Annotated in this window: 19 protein-coding genes; 8 read left to right on the top strand and 11 right to left on the bottom strand. The window is 34.8% G+C overall.

Annotated elements, in window-relative coordinates:
- Positions 1-81: 81 nt before the first annotated feature.
- Positions 82-933 (top strand): AraC family transcriptional regulator, encoded by an 852-nt coding sequence (locus EGI22_RS09995; protein WP_255068147.1) that lies wholly within the window; start codon positions 82-84, stop codon positions 931-933.
- A gap of 34 nt (positions 934-967) precedes the next feature.
- On the opposite strand, the gene EGI22_RS09990 is transcribed toward EGI22_RS09995, so the two are convergent.
- Entirely contained in the window at positions 968-1,915 is a 948-nt protein-coding gene (locus tag EGI22_RS09990) for a hypothetical protein (RefSeq protein ID WP_255068145.1), read from the bottom strand.
- 162 nt (positions 1,916-2,077) lie between these two features.
- Here EGI22_RS09990 and EGI22_RS09985 point away from each other — a divergent pair, with 162 nt between their 5' ends.
- Both EGI22_RS09985 and EGI22_RS09980 read left to right on the top strand, forming a co-directional pair.
- Positions 2,078-2,749: an FKBP-type peptidyl-prolyl cis-trans isomerase gene (locus EGI22_RS09985; protein WP_310588140.1), complete on the top strand. Its 672-nt coding sequence runs from the start codon at positions 2,078-2,080 to the stop codon at positions 2,747-2,749.
- Positions 2,750-2,786: 37 nt separating this feature from the next.
- The gene (locus tag EGI22_RS09980) at positions 2,787-4,868 is read left to right on the top strand and encodes a carboxy terminal-processing peptidase (protein ID WP_255068143.1); all 2,082 of its coding nucleotides are present in this window, start codon (positions 2,787-2,789) and stop codon (positions 4,866-4,868) included.
- 74 nt (positions 4,869-4,942) lie between these two features.
- On the opposite strand, the gene EGI22_RS09975 is transcribed toward EGI22_RS09980, so the two are convergent.
- A complete protein-coding gene (locus EGI22_RS09975; protein WP_255068141.1) occupies positions 4,943-5,917 on the bottom strand; it encodes a polyprenyl synthetase family protein in 975 nt (324 codons plus the stop codon).
- A gap of 348 nt (positions 5,918-6,265) precedes the next feature.
- On the opposite strand from EGI22_RS09975, the gene hisH reads away from it, so the two are divergent.
- From hisH to lon, 4 genes are all read left to right on the top strand, one after another.
- Positions 6,266-6,862: an imidazole glycerol phosphate synthase subunit HisH gene (hisH, locus tag EGI22_RS09970; protein WP_255068139.1), complete on the top strand. Its 597-nt coding sequence runs from the start codon at positions 6,266-6,268 to the stop codon at positions 6,860-6,862.
- On the top strand, positions 6,859-7,581 hold the full coding sequence (hisA, locus tag EGI22_RS09965) for a 1-(5-phosphoribosyl)-5-[(5-phosphoribosylamino)methylideneamino]imidazole-4-carboxamide isomerase (RefSeq protein WP_255068137.1): 723 nt from the start codon (positions 6,859-6,861) through the stop codon (positions 7,579-7,581). Before hisH ends, hisA begins: the two co-directional genes overlap by 4 nt.
- Positions 7,575-8,330: an imidazole glycerol phosphate synthase subunit HisF gene (gene hisF, locus EGI22_RS09960; protein ID WP_255068136.1), complete on the top strand. Its 756-nt coding sequence runs from the start codon at positions 7,575-7,577 to the stop codon at positions 8,328-8,330. The genes hisA and hisF overlap by 7 nt, the downstream gene beginning before the upstream one ends.
- Before the next feature lie 293 nt (positions 8,331-8,623).
- Positions 8,624-11,101 (top strand): endopeptidase La, encoded by a 2,478-nt coding sequence (lon, locus tag EGI22_RS09955; protein WP_255068134.1) that lies wholly within the window; start codon positions 8,624-8,626, stop codon positions 11,099-11,101.
- Positions 11,102-11,129: 28 nt separating this feature from the next.
- Here lon and EGI22_RS09950 read toward each other — a convergent pair whose 3' ends face one another.
- The 3 genes from EGI22_RS09950 to EGI22_RS09940 all read right to left on the bottom strand — a co-directional run bounded on the left by EGI22_RS09950 (position 11,130) and on the right by EGI22_RS09940 (position 13,484).
- Positions 11,130-11,843 carry a DUF6503 family protein gene (locus tag EGI22_RS09950; protein ID WP_255068132.1) on the bottom strand — a complete coding sequence of 238 codons (714 nt, stop codon included), beginning with the start codon at positions 11,841-11,843 and terminating at the stop codon, positions 11,130-11,132.
- Complete coding sequence (locus EGI22_RS09945) at positions 11,836-12,918, bottom strand: saccharopine dehydrogenase family protein (protein ID WP_255068131.1); 1,083 nt, start codon at positions 12,916-12,918, stop codon at positions 11,836-11,838. The genes EGI22_RS09950 and EGI22_RS09945 overlap by 8 nt, the downstream gene beginning before the upstream one ends.
- A 239-nt stretch (positions 12,919-13,157) precedes the next feature.
- A complete protein-coding gene (locus EGI22_RS09940; RefSeq protein WP_255068129.1) occupies positions 13,158-13,484 on the bottom strand; it encodes an iron-sulfur cluster assembly accessory protein in 327 nt (108 codons plus the stop codon).
- Positions 13,485-13,540: 56 nt separating this feature from the next.
- On the opposite strand from EGI22_RS09940, the gene EGI22_RS09935 reads away from it, so the two are divergent.
- Positions 13,541-14,164: a YiiX/YebB-like N1pC/P60 family cysteine hydrolase gene (locus EGI22_RS09935; protein ID WP_255068127.1), complete on the top strand. Its 624-nt coding sequence runs from the start codon at positions 13,541-13,543 to the stop codon at positions 14,162-14,164.
- A gap of 8 nt (positions 14,165-14,172) precedes the next feature.
- Here EGI22_RS09935 and EGI22_RS09930 read toward each other — a convergent pair whose 3' ends face one another.
- The 6 genes from EGI22_RS09930 to EGI22_RS09905 form a co-directional block, all read right to left on the bottom strand.
- Complete coding sequence (locus tag EGI22_RS09930; RefSeq protein ID WP_255068126.1) at positions 14,173-15,390, bottom strand: exo-beta-N-acetylmuramidase NamZ domain-containing protein; 1,218 nt, start codon at positions 15,388-15,390, stop codon at positions 14,173-14,175.
- A gap of 85 nt (positions 15,391-15,475) precedes the next feature.
- Positions 15,476-16,030: a hypothetical protein gene (locus EGI22_RS09925; protein WP_255068125.1), complete on the bottom strand. Its 555-nt coding sequence runs from the start codon at positions 16,028-16,030 to the stop codon at positions 15,476-15,478.
- A gap of 155 nt (positions 16,031-16,185) precedes the next feature.
- Positions 16,186-17,775: a SulP family inorganic anion transporter gene (locus EGI22_RS09920; RefSeq protein WP_255068124.1), complete on the bottom strand. Its 1,590-nt coding sequence runs from the start codon at positions 17,773-17,775 to the stop codon at positions 16,186-16,188.
- Positions 17,776-17,824: 49 nt separating this feature from the next.
- Positions 17,825-19,693, bottom strand: coding sequence for a proton-conducting transporter membrane subunit (locus EGI22_RS09915; protein ID WP_255068122.1), 1,869 nt, complete (start codon positions 19,691-19,693; stop codon positions 17,825-17,827).
- Between the two features lie 3 nt (positions 19,694-19,696).
- Positions 19,697-22,183: a YbcC family protein gene (locus tag EGI22_RS09910; protein ID WP_255068121.1), complete on the bottom strand. Its 2,487-nt coding sequence runs from the start codon at positions 22,181-22,183 to the stop codon at positions 19,697-19,699.
- Positions 22,184-22,262: 79 nt separating this feature from the next.
- Positions 22,263-22,637 (bottom strand): hypothetical protein, encoded by a 375-nt coding sequence (locus EGI22_RS09905; protein WP_255068119.1) that lies wholly within the window; start codon positions 22,635-22,637, stop codon positions 22,263-22,265.
- Positions 22,638-22,648 lie beyond the last annotated feature (11 nt).

The raw sequence follows: 22,648 nt of genomic DNA, 5'->3' as shown, positions 1-22,648 counted from the left end.
TAATGCAAATAAATAACAAAATAAACATATAAATTATCCTGAAATTATTTAATATTTGTACTGTATTAATATTTTTTAAATTTGATACCTTTAGAAAGAATATTACCAGATCCAAATTCCTCTTTTAGAGTATTGTATCACCATGTATTATCGGATGTTTTTTCCTGGGATTTTCATTATCATCCTGAGATTGAGCTGGTTTATGTATTTGGTGGAATTGGCCGCAGGCATGTTGGTAACCATGTAAGTTATTACGAATCTGGTGATTTAGTTCTGATTGGGTCTAATCTGCCGCATTCGGGCTTTGGTTATGGAGCCTTAGATAAGCATGAGGAAGTAGTAATACAATTTAAAAAAGAATTGATTTTAGAGAGTTTGGAGTTTCAAAAAATTCAAGATTTGTTTGAAAGAGCTGTGTTGGGTGTAAGTTTTTTCGGTTATACTAAAGAAATTTTAGAAAAGCATTTTAAAAAAATAAAAGAGCAAGATGCTATCGAGAAGTATATTTCATTATTAGAAATTTTGAAAATTCTTTCAGAAAGTGAAGAGTATATATTGCTAAATAAAACCCAATATGAGCAATCAAACTTGTCGAAGGATCAGCATAGATTATTTAGAATTTTTGAATTTGTAGAAAAAAACTTTGAAAAAGATATTAATACGGGAAACTTGGCCGAGATAAGTCATCTAACTATTCCAGCTTTTTGTAATTATTTCAAAAAAAATATCGGCGTATCATTTACTGATTTTTTGAACGAATACAGGATAAATCAAGCTTGCATGATGATAACGGAAGGAAATACTATATCTGATGTAGGTTTTAGATGTGGTTTTAATTCTCTTTCTTATTTTAGTCGAACTTTTAAGACTTTTAAGAATATGTCGCCAAAGGATTTCCAGAATAAAGTTTTCGAAAAAAAAGAGCGAAAGTAATCTTCCACTCTACATATTTTATTGTCACAATATTTTACAATTTCTCTAAGTTTTTTCTGAATTTTCCAGAAACTTTAACCATCTCATTAACCTTAGCAATCGCGATGTCATAACCTCTGGCAGTGCCACTTACTTTTTGTATTGCGTTGGAGTTAAGCATAATATCTTGCGAAAACTTCACAAATTGTGGATGGTCTTTTAATTCATCCAAAACCAATTTAGTATCAATTGTCATTGCTGCTTTGTCTATTCCAAAAGGATTTTGATAATAAAACTCGGCTGCTTCAGCTCCTAATTTTACATAAATCAATTGGTTAGGTATCAAACTTAATTTTTCAGAATTTCCTTGGAATACTAAAATTTTAAGTGGATTTTCGGAGTTTACTACTCCTTTGGTTTTTAGGTCTTGGTTTAATCCTTCTGCCTTTCTTTTGAATTTTGCGTCGTGCATTGATTCTTGTATGTAGACAAATAGGGCTAAAGGAATCACACTAAATCCAAAGTAGATTAGTGCATCTATAGGTAAATTGCTATCACCAACATTTTTTGATTTTAAAAAATACATCAAGCCAAAGATGATAAGAACAGACATCAGTAAAAACTGAATCAATTGTTTTGTTCCGGTCCAATGGTGCTCGTCATAAAAAGATTTCAAAACAAATGGCAAAACAAATTGACAAATTAACATTACAGCCAACACAATCATACCAGAAATGGCCATAACCATTATTTTATCGCCTTCGGCCATCTCTTTAATGCCAAACGGTTGTAAAATATAAAATAAAACAAATGCAGTAACTGTGACTGCTATTGAATGCAACAAGCCTCTGAAACTCATTGTAGACGAATGATATGGTTTTTTGAATTTGTCAAAGAAGGCCTTTATGGCACGTCCAATTCCAGATATTATTGAACCAAAAAAGTTAAAGATAGCTTTAAAAAAAGACGAAATTGAATTAGAAATGCTTTTTAGAAATGACATTTTATTAGGTTATTATATGATTCTAAGGAAATTCAAAAACTATACCACAAATTTTTTGGTTTAAAATTTGTTAATGTTAATGTTAAAAATGTTAAAATTATTACGTTTTTTTGTCTTTCTAACGTATTTAACAGAAATTATTTAATTTATAATCAAATTTTTATGAAAATCAGCTCAAATGTAGCAATCATTGCCTTAGTTTTTTATATCACTTCTGCTTTTAATTCACAAGCACAAACCCTTAAAACCCAAATGGATTCACTAAGCTATGCCATTGGTGTGAATGTCGGTGATAATCTTCGTAATCAGAAACTTAACGTAAATCCTGATATTGTTGCTAAAGCTATTAAAGATGCGATTGCTAACAATAAAAGTGTGATGAGCTCGGAAGCTTGTGGAAGTTTTATTCAAAATTATTTCCAAGGTCAAGCAGCTAAAGCGGGAAATGAAAATAAAATGAAAGGTGAAGCGTTCTTAACAGCAAATAAGACAAAGCCTGGAATAGTAACTACTCCTTCAGGCTTGCAATATAAAGTTTTAACAGCAGGAACGGGACTAAAACCAGCCGAAACGGATAAAGTTAAAGTTCATTATCATGGAACACTTATTGACGGTACAGTTTTTGATAGTTCAGTAAACAGAGGAGAGCCTGCTACTTTTGGTGTTACGCAGGTTATTAAAGGATGGGTTGAAGCTTTGCAATTAATGCCAGTGGGTTCTAAATGGACGCTTTATATTCCATCTGATTTGGCATATGGGCCTCAAGGTCCTCCGTCTATTGGCCCTAATCAAGCCTTAGTTTTTGATGTAGAATTGATTGAAATCGTAAAATGACCTATTATTGTTGGGGCGTTTTTTAATTTATACAAATATGAAAAAGAGTTTCTTAATTGCTTTAATCGGCTTTTCAGGGTATTTTGTTAATGCCCAAACGGATTCGCCAAAGTATAGTTATGATGATTTAGTGCCAAATGCTTCGCAATCAAAAGTTCAGGCTTTTGTAACGCAGTTTTTGAATAACTACCATTATCGAAAGTTTACACTTGACGACAGTCTTTCTAGTAAAGTTTGGAGCTCTTTTATTGAAAATGTTGACGGTTCAAAAGCCTATTTTACCAAATCCGAAATTGATGAATTTGAAAAATACAGATTCAAGATGGATGAAGCCATGCTTTCGGGGGATTTGACGGGGCCATTTGAGGTATTTAATGCCTATCGCCAAAAATATAAGCAAAGGCATGCTTATATCAAAGAATATTTGACTAAGCCAATGGATTTTACTACAAACGATACTTATCAAGTTAACAGAAATGACGCTAAATGGGCTTCAAATCAGGAAGAATTAGATGGAGTTTGGAACAAAATCGTTTTGAGTCAAGCTTTAGGATTGAAGTTAAGTGGAAGCTCTGATAGTGCTATTTTGGCTACGTTGAACAAACGCTACGACATGTATGAGACGAGAGTTTTGAAGTGGAGAGCGGAAGATGTTTTTCAGACTTTTATGAATTCATTTACTGAGGTTATCGATCCTCATACTTCTTATATGATACCTAGTACCGCAGCTCAATTTAATATTGAAATGAGCCAGTCTTTGGAGGGTATTGGTGCAACTCTTATGAACGAAGGAGACTATGTAATGATAAAAGATATAGTAGTGGCCGGTCCATTGTATAAAAATGGACAAGGCAATAAGAATGATTATATCGTAGCGGTTGCTCAAGGCGATGATGGTGAATTTCAAGATATTATTGGTTGGCTTACTGATGATGCCGTTAAACTTATTAGAGGTAAAAAAGGAACCGTTGTAAGATTGAAACTTTTGCCTTCTGATGCTCCTGCAGACTCCGAGCCTAAACTTTTGAGAATAGTTAGAGAAAAGATAAAACTTGAAGAGGCTGTTGCTCAAAGTGAGATAATTGATGTAAAACACGATAAGAAAACTTATAAAATTGGTGTAATTGATATTCCAATGTTTTACAGGGATTTTGAATATGCACGAAAAGGAGGAGATTTTCAAAGTACTACCAAAGACGTGAAGAAATTTTTGTTAGATTTTGAAGAGAAAGGCGTAGATGGCGTATTAATAGACCTTAGAAATAATGGTGGTGGTTCCTTGACTGAAGCTATTAACCTTTCTGGTTTGTTTATTACGGAAGGTCCGGTAGTTCAAAGAAGAACGGGTAGAGGCAAAGTAGATGTAGAGTCTGATACAGATTCAGAATTGGTATACGATGGTCCTTTAATGATATTGCAAAACAGATTTAGTGCTTCGGCTTCTGAAATTTTTGCCGGTGCTATTCAAGACTATAAAAGAGGACTTATAGTTGGTGAAAGATCTTATGGAAAAGGTACTGTGCAACAATTGGTGGATTTAGATCAATTCTTAAACTCTCCTCGTCAGGCTTCTAGAAATACCAAAGAAAATGCGGTTGGAGTTGGCTCTAACGGTTTGGGCTTTGATACCAAAGAGCGTTTTGGACAACTGAAGTTAACAACAGAGAAATTTTACAGAATCACAGGTAATAGTACACAGTTGAAAGGTGTGGAGCCAGATATCGAATTGCCTTCTCCATTTGATCCTGACGAAATGGGCGAAAGTTCGCAGCCAACAGCTTTGCCTTATGATGAAGTTGACAAGGCTAGCTTTGTTGTAGTAAATACTATTACTGACAAATTGATTGGTAAGCTAGATAGTAAGTTTCAAACTAGATTGAAGACAGATGAAAGTTTGAAAGAGCTGGTTGAAGATTTAGATGAATATAAAGCTCAAAAAGACAAAAAGGAGTATTCTTTAAACTACGAAGTGAGGAAAAAAGAGAAAGAAGAGACTGAGAACAATCGCAAAGCAGTGAAAAAAATGAATAAGTCTAATGGCAAATCAGATAAAGAAGATGATTTGTATATGACAGAATCTGAGAAAATCCTTTGCGATATGATTTCTATTATGAAATAAATCAAGAATGGTATTGATAATGAAAAAAGCCCTTTTTAGGGCTTTTTTTATGAAGTATTTTTGACGAATAAGATTTATTTTGTTCTTTCTATCGTAAACTGAACCAAATTTTTAAGTGAATTCTTATGTATTGATTCAGGAAAAGAATCCAGGATTTCATAAGCTTGATCTACAAAACTTTGCATTACTTTTTTGGTGTATTCAATTCCACCAGAGCCTTTTACAAACTCAATCACTTCCATTACTTTCGAAGGCTTATTAGATTGATTTTTGATGAGGTTGATTATTTTTCGTTTGGTAAGCCAAGAGGTATTATTTAAGGCATATATCAATGGCAAAGTCATTTTTTTTTCTTTGATATCTATACCAGTTGGTTTTCCAATTTCGTCAGTTCCAAAATCAAACAAATCGTCTTTGATTTGAAAAGCCATACCGATTTTTTCACCCAATAGTCTCGCTTTTTCAATTTCTTCGGCTTTTGCTCCAGTAGAAGCAGCACCAACAGCACAGCAAGAAGCTATCAAGGAGGCAGTTTTTTGTCTTATTACATCAAAATAAATATCTTCAGTAATGTCAAGTTTCCTTGCTTTTTCTATTTGTAAAAGTTCGCCTTCGCTCATTTCCTTCACAGCATTGTTAACAATCTCCATCAAGTCATAATCTTTGTGTTTAAGACTTAAATCTAAACCTTTACTTAATAGGAAATCACCCACCAAAACGGCTATTTTGTTTTTCCAAAGTGCATTTATGGAAAAGAAACCTCTACGATAGTTGGAGTCATCAACTACGTCGTCATGGACTAAAGAAGCAGTATGAACAAGTTCTATTAAAGCGGCTCCTCTGAAAGTTGAATCTGAGATTTTGCCCACAGTGCCTGCCGTAAGAAAGACAAACATTGGTCGGATTTGTTTTCCTTTGCGGTGAATGATATACTTCATGATTTGGTCAAGAAGCATTACATTGGTTTTCATCGAATTCCTGAATTTCTTCTCGAAACTTTTCATTTCTTCCGAAATCGGAGCTTGTATTTCATCAATTGAAATGGCCATTTAAGCTTTTTCTCTTACGCGAAATGTAAGGTTTAATAGGTATATAAATTTGGGCAAATTTATTTATTTAAACTACAATTACCTAATTGGCAATTACATTAATATTATATTTATTGTATTATTTCTATTAATTAGTCCAAGAATGTTAATTTTTTGAAGATTAATTGCATTTATATTTTGGAATTGGAATAAGTATAATTTATTTTGCAAAATATATTAATAATCAATCCATTACACGAAAGATTTTTTCCTGACAAATTTAGCGAACAAATAGGCCCGACAAATTAGTCGGGTTTTATTTTTTATTAATAGCATGGCTCGCAAAGAAATGAGACGTATTTTTGTGAAATGATTAAACCAGAGATTTCCATCATAAAATATAATGCGGGCAATATAATGTCAGTCATTATAGCTTTGGAGCGAATAGGAGCTACTTATGAGCTCACAGACGACCCTGAAAAAATTCAAAATGCCAATAAAATTATATTTCCAGGAGTAGGAGAGGCTGGGTCTGCCATGAAAAGTTTAAAGGAAACTGGTTTGGATAAATTAATCCCAGGTCTTAAGCAGCCTTTCCTTGGTACATGTGTAGGAATGCAATTGTTATGCGATTATTCTGAAGAAAGCGATACAGAATGTTTAGGTGTTTTTAATGTGCCGATTCTTAAGTTTCCTAAAGAACTAGGTTTGAAAATACCCCAAACAGGTTGGAATGATATTTATGATATTCAATCGTCAATTTGTAGAGATGTAAAAGAACATTCTTATGTATATTATAATCACAGTTTCTATGCTCCACTTTCTGAGTTTACTGTAGCCAAAACAGACTATGTTTTGGAATATTCAGCTATGCTACAGAAAGATAATTTTTACGCTTGCCAGTTTCATTCAGAAATAAGTGGCGAAGTAGGACAGCAAATATTTAAAAACTTTTTAGAATTATGATAGAGGTAATACCTGCTATAGATATTATTGATGGTAAGTGTGTTAGGCTTACGCAAGGCGATTATGCACAAAAGAAAATCTACAATGAAGACCCACTTGAAGTGGCGAAGGAATTTGCGGATGCTGGCATAAAAAGGCTACATTTGGTAGATTTGGATGGGGCTAAGCAAAAGAAAATTATCAATCATAAAGTTTTAGAGAAAATAGCAAACAATACTAGGCTAATTATTGATTTTGGAGGTGGAATACAGTCCAATGAAGATATTCAAAAAGCCTTTGATTTTGGTGCTAAAATGATAACTGGTGGAAGTATTGCCATCAAAAACGCTGAAATGTTTTTGGGTTGGTTAGAAACTTACGGTTCCGAAAAAATAATTTTAGGGGCAGACGCGAAAGATGAAAAAATAGCAATTTCTGGCTGGCAAGAATCTACAGAGGTTTCTATTTTCGATTTTTTAAAAGACTATATCAGCAAAGGAATAAAATATACCATTAGTACAGATGTAGCCAAAGATGGTCTTTTGCCGGGCCCATCTTTTGATTTGTATGAAAAAATGCAAAATCAATTTCCTGATTTAAAGGTTATTGCGAGTGGAGGTGTAAGCCAAATGTCTGACATTGAGCAATTAAATGAAGAAGGTATTTTTGGTGTGATAGTAGGAAAAGCGATTTACGAAGGTAAAATTGATTTAAAAGATCTTCAGAAGTTTTTATGTTAACTAAAAGAATAATTCCTTGCTTAGATATCAAAGAAGGTCGAACTGTAAAAGGGACCAACTTTGTAGATTTAAGAGATGCAGGTGACCCCGTAGAACTTGCTGCAATTTATGCCAAAGAAGGTGCCGACGAATTGGTGTTTTTGGACATAACGGCTACTGTAGAAGAGCGTAAAACGCTACTTGACCTCGTAAATAAAGTTGCACATGCTGTCAATATTCCATTTACAGTTGGAGGAGGTATAGGCAGTATTTCGGACGTTTCTAAATTGTTAAATGCTGGTGCAGACAAAGTTTCTATAAATTCTTCGGCTGTTAGGAATCCGGATTTGGTATATCAACTCGCTAAAGAGTTTGGTAGTCAGTGTATTGTTGTGGCAGTAGACACAAGATATGTAGATGGAGTAGATATTGTACATACACATGGTGGTAGAAAACCGACTTCTTTGAATACGAGAGAATGGGTAAAGCAGGTGGAAGAGTTGGGTGCAGGTGAAATTTTGCTAACTTCTATGGATGCTGACGGTACAAAAAATGGTTTCTCAATAGACATCACTTCATTCGTTTCCGAAAATTTGCACATTCCAGTAATAGCTTCTGGAGGTGCTGGAAATATGGAGCATTTTCATGAAGTTTTTACAAAGGGAAAAGCTGATGCAGGCCTAGCAGCTAGCATTTTTCATTTTAGAGAAATTCCTATTCCTGATTTAAAACAATATTTGGCCAATAAAGGTATTTCTATGCGAATCTAAAGACATAATTGTCAGGTTGTTTCTGCTTCAATTATTATAGTTTTTAGTATTTTTAAATTACTTATAGTCAATTATTTAAATATATGTTTTGAATTATTTTTCTTTAATTATACCATTAGATATGAATTTTCAGGAATCTTTTTAAGATTTAAAAAACATTTGTACCTTTACTTCGATGAAAAGTCTGCCATTTTGCCATGAAAAACTCCCATGGCATAGGGTTTGACGATTATAACTAACCAAAATTGGATAGACAAGTCAAATATTCCGTTTGACATATTGACATAACATTAATGCTAGATTTCGAAAATTTTAATAATATTGGTCTTTCAGGGAAAAACATTGAGAGCGTGGAGATGATTGAAATCGCCCCGCCTGATGAAGTGATGGAGGATGATAATAATTTACCTACCGAACTTCCAATTCTACCTTTAAGAAACACCGTGCTTTTTCCTGGAATTGTAATTCCTGTTACTGTAACACGTACCAAAGGCACTAAACTCGTTAAGAAAGCCTACAAAGGTGACAAAACCTTGGGCATAATTTCCCAAGTTCGTCAAACCAATGACGAGCCTACTGTGGATGATTTGTACAAAGTAGGAACAATAGCTCATATTTTGAAAATGATTGTGTTGCCTGATGGCAATGTTACTATCATTTTGCAGGGAAGAAGGAGGTTTAAAGTTGAAGAATTTACAAAATTAGAGCCTTATTTAACTGCTAAAGTTGAATATATTGAGGATAAATTTCCGAATCCCAAAAAGAAGGAAACCAAAGCTTTGATTTCTAGCTTAAAAGAAGCGGCTTTGAATATTTTGAATCTGAATCCAGAAATTCCTAGAGATGCTCAAATTGCCATAAATAATATTGATACGCCTAATTTTTTGACGCACTTTCTATCGTCAAATCTTAATATCGGTATTTCGGATAAGCAATTGCTTCTAGAAACTTTTGACGGATATGATCAAGCGGTTAAGCTTCTTGAGCATATGCTGAAGGAAGTTCAAGTTTTGGAAATCAAAAAAGATATCCAAAGTAAAGCTACTTCTGATATTGACCAACAACAAAAAGAATATTACTTACGTCAGCAAATTAAGGTCCTTCAAGAAGAATTGGGGCAAGAATCTCCTGATCAAGAGGTAGATAAATTAAGAGCTAAAGGTGCCAAAAAGAAATGGTCGCCTGAAATCAATGAACATTTCAACAAAGAACTTAATAAGATCATGCGTATGAATTCAATGGCCCCAGAATATGGTGTTTCGTTGGGTTATGCTGAGCTTCTGGTTGATTTGCCTTGGAATGAATACAGTAAAGATAATTTTTCACTTTCTCGTGCCAAAAGGATTTTAGACGGCGATCATTTTGGATTGCAAAAAGTGAAAGAGCGTATATTGGAGTATTTAGCTGTGCTAAAACTCAGAAATGACATGAAAGCTCCTTTGCTATGTTTATATGGCCCTCCAGGAGTTGGAAAGACTTCTTTGGGGAAATCAATAGCCAAAGCCTTGGGCAGGGAGTATGTAAGAATGGCTCTTGGCGGTGTACATGATGAAGCCGAAATTCGTGGACATAGAAAGACCTACATAGGTGCTATGCCTGGCAAAATCATTAACAATATCCAAAAAGCTAAAAAAAGTAATCCAGTTTTTATTTTGGATGAAATAGACAAAATCTCTCGAGACCACCGAGGTGATCCTTCGAGTGCCCTGTTAGAAGTTTTAGATCCAGAACAAAACAGTGCTTTTAAAGATAATTATTTAGAAGTTGATTATGATTTGTCCAAGGTCTTATTTATTGCCACAGCAAACTCTTTGGATACTATTCAACCTGCACTTCGAGACAGAATGGAAATTATTGAGTTGAGCGGATATACCGTAGAAGAAAAATTGGAGATAGCCAAACGCCATCTTTTACCTAAACAAATTGAACTTCATGGACTTAAACCAGAAATGTTCAAAATCAACAATGCTGCAATAGTAAAATTAATAGAAGGATATACCAGAGAGTCAGGTGTTAGAAGCTTAGAGCACAAATTGGGTAGCCTAGTTAGGAAAATAGCGAAGTTTGTAGCTATGGAAGAGGAATACAATCCTTTGGTAAAAGAAGCCGATATTGAGAAATTATTAGGTCAGCCTATATTTGATAAAGACTTGTATGAAGGCAATGAACTTGCCGGAGTAGTAACAGGATTGGCTTGGACGCCAGTGGGTGGTGATATTCTTTTCATAGAATCGAACCTTAGCAAAGGAAAGGGTGCTTTGACGCTTTCAGGACAATTAGGTGATGTCATGAAAGAGTCGGCAGTGACTGCTCTTTCTTATCTAAAATCTCACGCTGAAGATTTGGGTATTGATTATAGAGTTTTCTCTAATTATGATCTTCATATTCACGTTCCGCAAGGTGCTGTACCAAAAGACGGTCCATCGGCTGGTATAACCATGCTAGTTTCTATGGCGTCGATATTTACGCAGAGGAAAATCAAAAAAGACATGGCGATGACAGGTGAAACTACTCTAAGAGGGAAAGTGTTGCCTGTTGGAGGTATAAAAGAAAAAATATTAGCTGCAAAAAGAGCAAATATTAAAGAAATAGTGATGTGCTACAAAAACCAAAAAGACGTAGAAGAAATAGGGGCGGAGTACACCAAAGGTCTTACTTTTCACTATGTAAGTTATGTGGAAGAAGTTTTAGAAATAGCTCTTCTAAAAGAGAAAGTCAAGAAACCAATAATTTTTAGTTTTCCTGAAGAAGTAAAGAAAGAGTTAGCATAAAATATCAAAAAGGGGCGTTTAGCCCCTTTTATTTTTTATCGACTATTTCTAATTTATCTGTTCTAAAATGTTCACTCGTTTGATTCCAATGCCATTTTTTTGTTTTGGGCATTATGATTCCATTAAATTTTTCATAATCACTTAGATATATAAATTCTCCGTCTTTTTTTGAAATATCGTGGTGGAATTTATAACCTGCTAATAAAAAATCCTTTTTATCGAAATAGAAATACCAATGGTCAGTACCAGTGTTTTTCTCAAATTCCACAGCAATTTCATATCTTGTTTTTCCATTAAAAAACTTTTCTGAATACTGCTCACTTATTATAACCCCTGGGTCTTTTAGTTTGAATGGCAGACCAAATAAATAATTGTACACTTTTTCAAGGTATTGCGTTCTTTCACAAGTAATATCGTATTTCTTGATTAAGTCAGAAGAAATCTTCTTTCTATTATTTGCTTCCAAATAGCATTTGCCTTTTTTTATTTTTTGTTTAAATGAGACTGAATCTGTATTTACAATATATTCAAAACTATCTTTTGGCTTATTAAAAGCAAGGGTAAAATTTCTAGTTGCTTGCTTGTCTCTTACGATTTGGTAGTTGAATATACCTTCGAATTTTTCAAAATTATTGAAAGGGTCATGTGCATAAATACTTTTAGATACAATATCAAAGGCTGTAAGTTTTTGAGCTGAAAGACCTGTAGGAACTAGAAAAATAAGCAAAAGTTTCTTAATCATATTTATAATAGGAACCATTAGAGGTATTTAAAAAGTCTTCAAAGTTTATTTCTTCTTGTTTTATAAAGCCAATATTTGAGAGTTTGCCATCTGCCACCATTTCTACGGTAGCTGCTATAGCCGCAGCAGTGGTCCAAGATATGGCCCGCCATTTTTCACCATCTATTGTTATTGGCTTGAAGGCTCTATAATATTCTTCTCGTTTTATTTTTTCGTTTTTCCAGCCTTCTACTACGGCATACACATATACTACATCTTCTTGTACTGGCGGTTTTGAGTTTGTTAATATTTGCTCTAGTTGCTGCCTGTTGTTTTTCATAATGAGTTCATAAATCAAGAATTTCATTAAAGCACAATGACCTGGATATCGCATAGTTTTGTAGTTCAATGTATCCACTTTTCCTTCAAAAGTCTCACACATAGTACCTAATCCACCAGAAGTACTAAAAGCCTCAAACTCCTCGCCGCCGATGTATATTTTTTCTAAACCATCTAGGGCAGGCACCATCTTTTTTGTGCCGTTATGGATAACCTCGCAATCATTGATGTATTCGTTGATTACGCCTGCAGGCGACCATGTAAACGAATAACCCAACTGACCATTGGGGAATTGCGGTAAAGCTCCCACTCGCAACTCTATGTCGCGTATTTTGTCAAATCTCTTGCATAGGTCTGCTCCAACTATGCCAATAAATCCTGGAGCCAAACCACACTGAGGAGCAAGTACGGATGTAGCAGTAGCCGCCATTTCTCTTATTGCTTGTGTTGTAGGGACATCTTCTGTTAGGTCAAAATAGTGGATGCTGTTTTTATGGCAAATATTTGCTATGGGTAAATTCAAATAAAAAGGCATGCAAGAAACTACGGCCTCATAGTTTGTTACTGTTTTTTCTAAAAACGTAAGGTCAGCACAATCTCCTTTAAGAATATCAAAAGGAAGTTTAAAGTCGTAATGTGGAGGGTTTTTATCTAAACCAGTGACAGTAAATCGTTTATTGAGAAGGATGCCGACCAATGATCCTACTTTGCCCATACCGATAACCAAGACAGGTGAGCCATCTTTTAATGTTTTCATTGTTTATTATTTAATGTTGAAGAAGAAGTTCTAATTCCTGAAATTAAAGGCTTAGGTCAGGAACAAACGAGCATGCACTACGGAGGTAGGCAAGTCGAGCAAGGTAGAAGTTTAAATCGGTAAACATTCCTTTTGGGTTTTACATATCCAAATTAGTGAAATTATCCAAGAAAACGAAACAAAGCCGCATAAAAAAAACACGGCTTTGGGGCCGTGTCTCTTAAATGTCCTTTGAAAATTTATACAGAAAAACTCTCGCCGCAGCCACATGTACGGCTTGCATTAGGGTTTTTAAATTGAAAACCTTTTCCGTTAAGTCCGTCGCTATAGTCTAGCTGAGTGCCAATCAAGTAGAGAAGACTTTTTTTGTCTACAAAAATCTTTACACCTTGGTCTTCAAATATATGGTCGTTGGCTTGTTGTTCTGCATCAAAAGCTAGGTCATACATCAAACCTGAACATCCGCCGCCTTCAACAGCTACTCTTATGCCATGGTTTTCGTTTTTTCCTTCTTTGCTTTTTAATTCCAAAATTTTATTTTTTGCTTCTTCTGTTACCGTAATCATTTCGAAATTATTTTATATTTACCTTTACAAAACTTAATAATCTATCCAAAAGTTTCATGGCAGACAAAATAAAATCTAAAAGAGCACTCGACAAATTGTATGATTATCAATCCATCAGCACCAATTTGAGATTTTATGATGCTATGCGAAATGAGTTTCAGACGGGCGATCTTTTGTTTTTTTCTGGAAACCATTGGCTTTCTGGACTTATCAGGTGGCGAAGTAAATCTTCGTGGAGTCATGTTGGCATGGTGGTTAGGATAGACGAGCTGGATAGAGTGTTTTTGATAGAAAGTGTGCTAGAAGTTGGTGTAAGAATGCTCCCACTGTCTTTTTTATTTAAGGATTACGGCGGCGACAACAAACCTTACCAAGGAAGAGTGGCTTGGGGTAGGCATAAACTACTTTTTGAAGATAAAAATAAACAAAGAGCCGTAAAAGAATTTTGCTTAGATAATCTCTCTAAACAATACGATAGAAAAGAATATTGGCGTATACTTTGGAGGAGTTTTATGGGTATGGACAAGTTTTTTGAGGATGATAAATATACATGTGCAGAGTATGTTTATGAAGCCTACAAATATGCCAATATAGAATTGCCAAAAGAAAATGGGGTTTTTATAAGTCCAGGAGCTTTTTGGCGACAGAAAGAGTTGGAAATGAAGGCTATTTTGATTTAAAAAACTTCTTACTCATACAAAACATACTTCATTCTCATTTTTTTGTATTCTGAAAGACCGGGTTCCCATGATTTTTGGATTTCTTCGGCGTTTTTTCCTTCTTCTATTTGTTTTCTAAATTCATAAACACCTGCTAGGTAATCTATATTGCCCATTTGTTTGCTTTGTGTTCTATCAAAAAACTTGTCTTTTTGTGGATAAGCTTTGTATAAATCTATCATCCATTGGAGGTTAAGTCTTTTCGATTTTCTTAATTTCTCTATATCATATTGCATCAAATCTAAGCCATAACAAGTTTCGTTTATGTGTAGAGGCGACTCACTCATGCCTTTTATGCTTTCAGGTTTGAAAGTAAATTCATATTTTCCTTTTAATAAAGGACTACCCAAAACTGTGAACGGAACGTAAGTTCCTCTTCCTTGACTGATTATGGTGCCTTCAAACATGCAAATTGTTGGGTAAAGCATCACACTTTGTTGTGTATTAAGATTTGGAGATGGCTTTACTGGCAATGTATATTCCATATCGTGCTTATAATTAAGTACTTTTATGATATTTAAAGAACATTGTAGATTGTTTGGTAACCAACCTTCACCATTTATCATTTGAGCAAACTCTCCAATCGTCATGCCGTGAGCTATAGGGATAGGAAACTGTCCAATGCCAGATTTCAATCTCATGTCCATTATTGGACCATCAATGAGGTAACCGTTAGGGTTTGGTCTGTCTAAAATCAGTAAAGTCTTTTGGTTTTCAGCACAGGATTCCATCACATCTCTAAGAACATTGATGTAAGTGTAAAATCTGCATCCAACATCCTGAATATCAAATATCATAATATCTACATCTGCAAGATCCTCAGGAGTTGGTTTTCGTTTTTTTCCATAAAGTGAAATGATTTTTATGCCAGTGGCCTCGTCTACTTCGTCATTTACCTTTGCTCCATTTGATGCATTTCCTCTGAATCCATGCTCGGGGCCAAATACCTTTCCGATGTTTATCCCAAGTTTTTGAAGGCTATCTACTAAGTGAGATTTACCAATAACCGTAGTAGGATTTGCTAAAACACCAACCCGTTTTCCTTTCAAGAGATTTAAATACTTTTCAGTTTGTTCTGCACCTGTAACTATTTTATTTTCAGAATTTTTATAAGTTTTTTTGGTGCATTTAAAGCCTACTATTGCACTAACAGAAAGAAAAAGAAAGAGTATTTGAAGTTTTTTCATGAATCGAAAATTATTAAAAAGCCTGTTTAAATAGAAACGAGTATCTTTTTTGGAAATTGCCAGAAGTATAAATCCACTATTCAAATTAATATTCTAAAATATCATCAATTTTATATTTACCTTCTTGTTTAACAACCTTTATATCTCTCACATATTTAGATTTAAACTCAAGATCTTCAATAGTCACATGGAACATTAAAAAGCCATCGTTTTGAGGTTCTAATAGTTTACAGTCCGTAACTTTTATTTTACCCCAATCTTGGGCAGAAATCAAAAAACCTGTTCCTATTCCAGCATATTTTGTATTGTAAATTTTAGACCATTTTTCTTTAAAAGCTGCCTCAGTCATTCCACCGTCGTATTCTATTCCAATAGCATCAGTTTTGTATTCTTCGTAGGCATTGGTATAGATGTCATTTGGATGCTCAATTTTTTCTTTATCTTCAAATAGTGGGTCGGAGAATTCTTTCTCAATGCTTTTAATTAGCCAAGATTTGACTTCTTCTGGATTAAGCTTTTGATCTGTTAAAGTCGTTGAATCGGTTGAAGATAGGATTTGGGTTTCAGTTTCTTCGTTATCGTTTTGTGTACAAGAAAATATTACAAATACTATTAGAAATAGCCCAATTGTAGATTTCATTTTTTAGGTAATTTTAGGTTCGATGTAAAATTATATAAAAGTTTGAATTCTTTTCTTAAATGTATAAAATACTCTGTGAAATGGGGAGTTTTGAAAATCATTATTAAAGCAAAAAAAATCCTGCATTCTTTTGTAATGCAGGATTTTTACAGAGATTATTTCTTCTTTCTTGCTGCCAAATGGTGATCGGAAACTGGTGTGTGGGCTTCAAGTCCAATAAGTTGGACAGTTCCGCCAGTTGCCTGATAGTCGTGCTCAAAATGATGTAAGTTTTCCATTACGGAGTGATCAACCAATTTAGTGTTTTTTAAGTCTATTGTCACATTGAAACCTGGAGGTATTGCATCCAATTTTCTTTTAATTCCTAAATAATTAGTAAAAACAGCCGCTTTGTCAATTTCTACAAGGTAATTATTTCCTTCAAAGGATACTTGCGTAGGTGCTTTGAAAAATGAAGAAATAGGCGTGCCATTAATTAAGTGAATAATCATTTTAAGGAACATGCCTGCAAAGATACCAACCAATAAATCTTCAAATAAAGTAAAGAAAATAGTTACCAAAAATATGGCTAACTGCTCTTTTCCAATTTTGAAAGTATGGATAAACTCCTTTGGATGAGCTAATTTGATACCTACAGTAATAAGCATTGCCGCTAATGCTGTATTAGGTATTAACTCTATATATTTTGATGCTAAAAGGACAAAACCTAAAATAAACACGCCATGGAAAAAATTAGCCCAACGGGTTTTTGCTCCGTTGTTTACGTTAGCGGAACTACGAGCTACTTCTGATATCATTGGCAAGCCACCTAAAACCGCTGCGATAGTATTTCCAACACCTACAGCAATAAGGTCTTTGTTCGCGTCTGATTTTCTTTTCCAAGGATCTAAAAGGTCAATTGCTTTCAGTGTTAGCAGGGATTCTAAAGAGCCAACAAGGGTAAACATAATGATATATTTGATGAAAGTGCCAGTTTGCAAATAACCGCTAAAGTCAACATTTACTTTGATATTTTCGGCTAAATTTCCAATGTGTACCAAGGCATAAGTTGGCTCTGTATGTTGAAAATCTAACATCAATTCTGCAGGAATGGCTATTAAAAGTACCATTAATGGAGCTGGGATTTTTTTCAAAAACCCTGGTGTGTTTTGCCATCCTAACATTATCCATAAACTAATTACACCAATCAATGAAGCTTTTGGATCAAGGTGTTTTAGGAAGCTTGGAATAGCTGCAAATAATTCGAAAGGGCTTTTCCCTTTAGATAATAAGGGGTCTACGTCTAGTAAAACTGGAATTTGTTTGGCTATGATAATCAGACCAATGGCTGCCAACATTCCATGTATAGCCGAAAGCGGGAAAAAATCTACGAGTTTTCCGAATTTGAGCACTCCAAAAAGCACTTGTAAAAGTCCTGCTGCTACCATAGCACCTAATGCAAGATGCCAGCCTGTTTCTCCACCGCCAAAATCAGCAACTGCTCCTGCTACTATTACTATCAAACCTGCCGCTGGACCTTTTATGGTTAATCGGGCACCCATAAAAAAACTTACAATTATACCACCAATTATGGCAGTAACAAGCCCCATAATAGGAGGGAACTCTGAAGCTTTGGCAATTCCCAAACTTAAGGGTAAAGCCAATAAAAATACGATAAATCCTGAAATAGCGTCTGTTGAGAAATTCTCTTTTAGACCTGCTAACCCATCTAATGGGAGTTTAAGCTTTTTGTTTTCTGATTTCATTTTGTAATGTTTATTTTATCTGGTTTTTCCAGATGTATTTAATATTTTTTTAAGATGACCTGTAGGCCATTTCGTACATTGATTTTACGTGAGGTCCTAAGAATAGTCTTGCATATAATCTGATAATGGCAAGTCCGTCAATAATAAGACTCATAGAAACAAAAAGTGCCAAGAATATTTGGTTGGAATGAATATGACTAAAAATCAAATCCTCTCCAATAAATGTTGGCGTAATGGGAAATCCTGTAAGACCTAAACATGCCAATAAGAATATTATGGCTATTTTTGGATGCTTTTTTATGTAGCCATTAAACTGACCAAGACTTACTTCTTTCTCTATTTTCTTAAGTCGCATTATACATAAATGACCTACGATTGCAGATACTATTACTCCACCCAAATACATGGCAATTTCGGAGAACTGCAATTTTTCGTTGTAAGCCACTGTCAAGGCTATCCAAAAGTGGTTCATGACTACTAGCCACCAGCTCATTCTTACTCTTTTTCTTTCTGAGAAAGCCTTGAGAACCATAAAAAGGCCAATTAAAGCAAAGACTGTAGGTGAGCTTTCGGGGATTCTGAAAGGGATCATTTCTCGATTGAATAAGAAAAATACACCTGCAGAATATACCAAAACGAAGAAGATTATGATTTTTTCGAAGTTAATAAAATGCAGTTTTCTACTTATAAACTTTATCGGATTCCATAGATATTTATACATCATAGAGTCTAAGTTCCATTCTTGCAAACATAACAAATACAGCGTGTTACGAATTTTTGAAGGATACCTGTATTCCAAAGAATGCTTATGAGGAGAATAATTATAAAACTGCTCTCTTATCAAGTAACTCACCACCGAAGGGGATACCAAAAGTTGATAAGTTCTCAACAAAGCATTGGTAGCAAAGTGAAACAGTGCAAGGTTTTGGAATCCTAATGCTAGCTCAATGAAAATAAGGCCAATTTGTCCAATAGAAAAATAAGCAATTTGTGCTTTAACTGATGACTGCACTCTGGCCGTTCCTATAGCTATCAATGCTGAAACTATTCCCACAGATGCTATCAGGATTCTAACAGGATATTGATGTTCCCAGAATACGAATGTTCTCAAAAGTAAGAATACACCTATGTGCACGGCCAATGAGCCATAAAAAATGGCACTTGATGGGGTAGGGCCTTCCATAGCTCGAGGCAACCAAGACGAAAATGGAAACTGAGCTGACTTAGCTACAGCAGAGAGTAGAATGGTTAATGATAGAGCAAAACCAATCATGGTATGCTCAGATAAATGTTCGCTAACCAATTCGAAATTCGCCATTTTCATGAAAGTGATGTTTTCATGGAATAAATGGTGGCTAATCCACATGGCTAAAAGCAGTCCAATGTCGCCAATTCTATAAATTGAAAACACTTTTACGGCATTTTTTACAGGCAAATATCTGTCTCTATAGAATGCAATCAATAAAAAAGAAGACACACCTAACATTTCCCAACCTACAAACAATGTCTCTAAATTTCCCGATAAAATCGTAAGATTATAACCCAAGAAAAAGAAAAGTTTGGTGTTAAAAAAACGTTTATATCCATTTTCACGATGCATATAATACCTGCTGTAGACCGCCACAATAAAAGTCAAGAAACTTCCAACCAGTAAATAAACTGCCGTGATTTTATCGAAAAACAAATCGATAAAAAAAACATAATCTAAACTTCTGAAAAGTTCAATATCTCGCTCGTCAAGCGTTGAATGTCCATTAAATAGCCAATATCCAACAAAAACTGTCGAGAAGAACAACTGAAGCCCAGTAGTTAAGAAGGCTGTCCACGATATCAAAGTTTCGTTTTTTGAAGGAATCATCAAGCTGATGATAAATCCGACAAAAGGAATCAAAAGAAAAAATTTGATTAATGCTTCCATGTTTTAGTCTTCTATTAAGTATACTGGGAAATTCTCTTGATGCGACTCAACCAATTTTGCTACATCTTTTATTTTGTCAACATGTTTTGTAATCGGGCTGTAAGGCACAAATACACCATCTTTGAAAAATTGTAGCTCTTTGGTTTCTGGATTCACCGAAATCAAATGCACCCATTCGTTTTTGTACCATTCGTAGGTTGCCGGAAAACGCTCGATTACACGTAGGATTTTCTCTGGAAATTGCTCTACGATATACAACATCCTAATAGGATCATGAACTTCTATCATTTGGCTTGGCAGTCCAGGCCTCAAGTCGCCTTCAATACCATTTGCTACTCCAAACAGTCCCATTACATTATGAGGTAGTTTAGTGCCAGCTCCAAGTTTCTGATTATCAACTCTTGAGAAGTAATACTCTAAATTTATTCCACCACAAACGGGTGTAGCGGCATTTAGAATATTTGCCAAATAAGTGCCGTTTTCATCGTCTACACGGTAGTCGTACGAATTGAGGAATGAGCGTCTATCCAAAAATATTTTTTTAGACAATTCTCTTCTGCCAATTATCGTAAGAGCATTGGTGGCGTGGTTTAGCTCTGGTCTTGGTTCAAATAAAGATACCGAACGTCTTCTGATTCTTTTGTGAATCTTTTTCGCCGATTCTGTTGAGTCAATAGAGTCAAACCTTCTCGATCTTTCTTTTGCATTCAGATCCAAAGCTTTTCTGAAAGTTCTCTTGTTTTCTTCATGAGCCTCTAAGCTCTCAGGAGACAATATTTTTTTATCAAAAAATTGAATATCATCACTCGTAGTGTCATGCAAGCCTCCCAAAAACTTGGTATCATCCGTTATATCTATTCCTTTTGATTTAAGAATTTCTCTCACCTCAGGTTTGTTTGCCATAGCACTGAAAACTCTTCCATTTACCGAGCCAGCTCTTCCCGAGCATGCTCCACAGTCATACCCAGCATAATGTGGATTGTTAACTGTGCTGGCACCATGCCCGATTACGTATACAATGGGTGCAAAGTTTTTTACTAAACCAATGCTTCTTAGTACATTCTCAACCCTAGTTGCCATTTCCTCTATTTTGAAACCTATTTGAAGGCCATTTTCTTCAGGATTTTTAGGGTCAAAATCGATAGTAAGATTTGCATTTTTGTCCATGTGCCTAAACGACGTAGCCGTAGCGGGTGTCATTGTTGGTCTAAAAACGTTGAAAAATAATTTGACTGCAGAAGTAATACCCAAAGTTTGGGAAATAAATCCACTACCAATAGACCTTGATGGTGCCATGGGCGTAATGAACTCTTTACCTATTTTATGTGTATTCCCAATTTCTTTTATCAAGTATTTTGGCGTAACTGGTGCTGGGCAAACTTTTGTATAAAACTTTCCATTCTCAGGCTGATAGAAAAACTCTACGCCGAAAAAACCCGGTGTTCCGTAAGTTTGACAATTTGAGTCAAGATTTTCTACATATCTTCTCAATGAACACATTCTGTCATCTATACAAAACATGGCTTGGAAGGATTTTTTATCAATACTCTCATGAGGCGTATCTTCTTCTATTATTGCCTCTAGTACTTGGTCATAATATGACCATTCGAATGCATCTTGCCAAATAAATAGTACTTCGTCAAGTTCTTCTCCTTTTACTGGGGCAAATAGTTCCTCGGGTTGAACCACAATATTTAAAGCCAATGGTCTCCATAGATTTTCACCATATTGAGAGTCAAGAGCGTCTATTTCTAGCAAAAGTTCTAAAATTATTAACTCTTCGAGACTGATAGTTCGATGGCTTAACATAGAGACTGGATTGTCTTCAATGTTTGATACCATACCTGACCAACCCTGATGAGCAAATTGTTGATCATATAGATATTGTTCAAAGTATTTTTCGTCGCCTACGACTATTTGTAGGAGGTCTTCAATTTTGTGATTGCCTGAAAGGAGTATTTTCTTTGCTCTTTTGGTTTTAAAAATACTCGTGTAACTGTTTTTTTCAAGATGTTTTACAGCTTCCAAAAAAGGTATTTCAGACTCTGGAAAATCCCAAATCGCAATACCTTGATCGAGAAAACTACACAATAAACGGAACAAGTTGGGCTGAACCATAGCGTCCAAATCAATCTGGTAAAATCGTTTCCAGTTTGATTTTAAAATGCCGATTCTTGGAGAAAAAGCATTCTTGTATTTTTTGGAAAGCAGTTTTTCTTTCCAATCGGCAAACTCACCTTCCGATTTTCTGCTTTTTATAGCTTTATCTAAAAATATTTCAGGAATGCGGTTTTCTTCGTACATCTGGCGAAACTCACTTAAAGTCAAGCAAACCTTATATCCAAAGATATAATAGGCTTTTCTCAGTGCGTCTTCGAATTTATCTGTTTGGAATGCATGCAGCGTGTTATGATGCACAAAGTCCTTAAGTGGAGACTGTGCAGGCAAATAGTGCTTCAAGGCATGCAATACCTCGTGCTTATTAAACATGTTAAATTTTTAATATGATAAAAATATCAAATAGAATAGACTTGAAACACTGATTTCAAATCAAAAAAAAGTAGGAATATCAGCAAAAAGGGATTTTGAGCTGCTGAAAAAGTATAAAAAGTGAGGTGGTTTTAAAAAATCGAACTGATGAATATTTTGAAAAAAGTCCTAGACTTAGTTTTTTGAATACAATTGGGCTGAAACCCAACTGTGCTAAAATTATTTTTTCGTCATCGTCACAGTTTTCTTCATTTTCAGCTAAAAATGTTCTTGTTTCTAAATCTTGATGCAAACAAGCATAAATATGGGCCGAATGCTGATTTTCTGAAGTTGAAAGTGTTGTTAACTGTGATGCATTTTGAGCAGTAGAATAAGAATGTATAAATAGTGGAAGGACCAATAAAAATACAGCCAAGAATCCTTGAAAGGAAAACTTGCTTTTATTTTCGGCCACTATTTTTTTCT

The sequence above is a fragment of the Lacihabitans sp. LS3-19 genome (assembly GCF_024343575.1).
GTDB lineage: Bacteria > Bacteroidota > Bacteroidia > Cytophagales > Spirosomataceae > Leadbetterella.
Note: the sequence above shows the minus strand (reverse complement) of the source record. Positions and strands in the feature narration are given on the sequence as shown.

What these genes read in the sequence shown, in the direction of transcription:
- EGI22_RS09990 (WP_255068145.1), bottom strand. Translation starts at nt 1,915, where the DNA reads ATGTCATTTCTAAAAAGCATTTCTAATTCAATTTCGTCTTTTTTTAAA.
- EGI22_RS09985 (WP_310588140.1), top strand. Translation starts at nt 2,078, where the DNA reads ATGAAAATCAGCTCAAATGTAGCAATCATTGCCTTAGTTTTTTATATC.
- EGI22_RS09980 (WP_255068143.1), top strand. Translation starts at nt 2,787, where the DNA reads ATGAAAAAGAGTTTCTTAATTGCTTTAATCGGCTTTTCAGGGTATTTT.
- EGI22_RS09975 (WP_255068141.1), bottom strand. Translation starts at nt 5,917, where the DNA reads ATGGCCATTTCAATTGATGAAATACAAGCTCCGATTTCGGAAGAAATG.
- hisH (WP_255068139.1), top strand. Translation starts at nt 6,266, where the DNA reads ATGATTAAACCAGAGATTTCCATCATAAAATATAATGCGGGCAATATA.
- hisA (WP_255068137.1), top strand. Translation starts at nt 6,859, where the DNA reads ATGATAGAGGTAATACCTGCTATAGATATTATTGATGGTAAGTGTGTT.
- hisF (WP_255068136.1), top strand. Translation starts at nt 7,575, where the DNA reads ATGTTAACTAAAAGAATAATTCCTTGCTTAGATATCAAAGAAGGTCGA.
- lon (WP_255068134.1), top strand. Translation starts at nt 8,624, where the DNA reads ATGCTAGATTTCGAAAATTTTAATAATATTGGTCTTTCAGGGAAAAAC.
- EGI22_RS09950 (WP_255068132.1), bottom strand. Translation starts at nt 11,843, where the DNA reads ATGATTAAGAAACTTTTGCTTATTTTTCTAGTTCCTACAGGTCTTTCA.
- EGI22_RS09945 (WP_255068131.1), bottom strand. Translation starts at nt 12,918, where the DNA reads ATGAAAACATTAAAAGATGGCTCACCTGTCTTGGTTATCGGTATGGGC.
- EGI22_RS09940 (WP_255068129.1), bottom strand. Translation starts at nt 13,484, where the DNA reads ATGATTACGGTAACAGAAGAAGCAAAAAATAAAATTTTGGAATTAAAA.
- EGI22_RS09935 (WP_255068127.1), top strand. Translation starts at nt 13,541, where the DNA reads ATGGCAGACAAAATAAAATCTAAAAGAGCACTCGACAAATTGTATGAT.
- EGI22_RS09930 (WP_255068126.1), bottom strand. Translation starts at nt 15,390, where the DNA reads ATGAAAAAACTTCAAATACTCTTTCTTTTTCTTTCTGTTAGTGCAATA.
- EGI22_RS09925 (WP_255068125.1), bottom strand. Translation starts at nt 16,030, where the DNA reads ATGAAATCTACAATTGGGCTATTTCTAATAGTATTTGTAATATTTTCT.
- EGI22_RS09920 (WP_255068124.1), bottom strand. Translation starts at nt 17,775, where the DNA reads ATGAAATCAGAAAACAAAAAGCTTAAACTCCCATTAGATGGGTTAGCA.
- EGI22_RS09915 (WP_255068122.1), bottom strand. Translation starts at nt 19,693, where the DNA reads ATGGAAGCATTAATCAAATTTTTTCTTTTGATTCCTTTTGTCGGATTT.
- EGI22_RS09910 (WP_255068121.1), bottom strand. Translation starts at nt 22,183, where the DNA reads ATGTTTAATAAGCACGAGGTATTGCATGCCTTGAAGCACTATTTGCCT.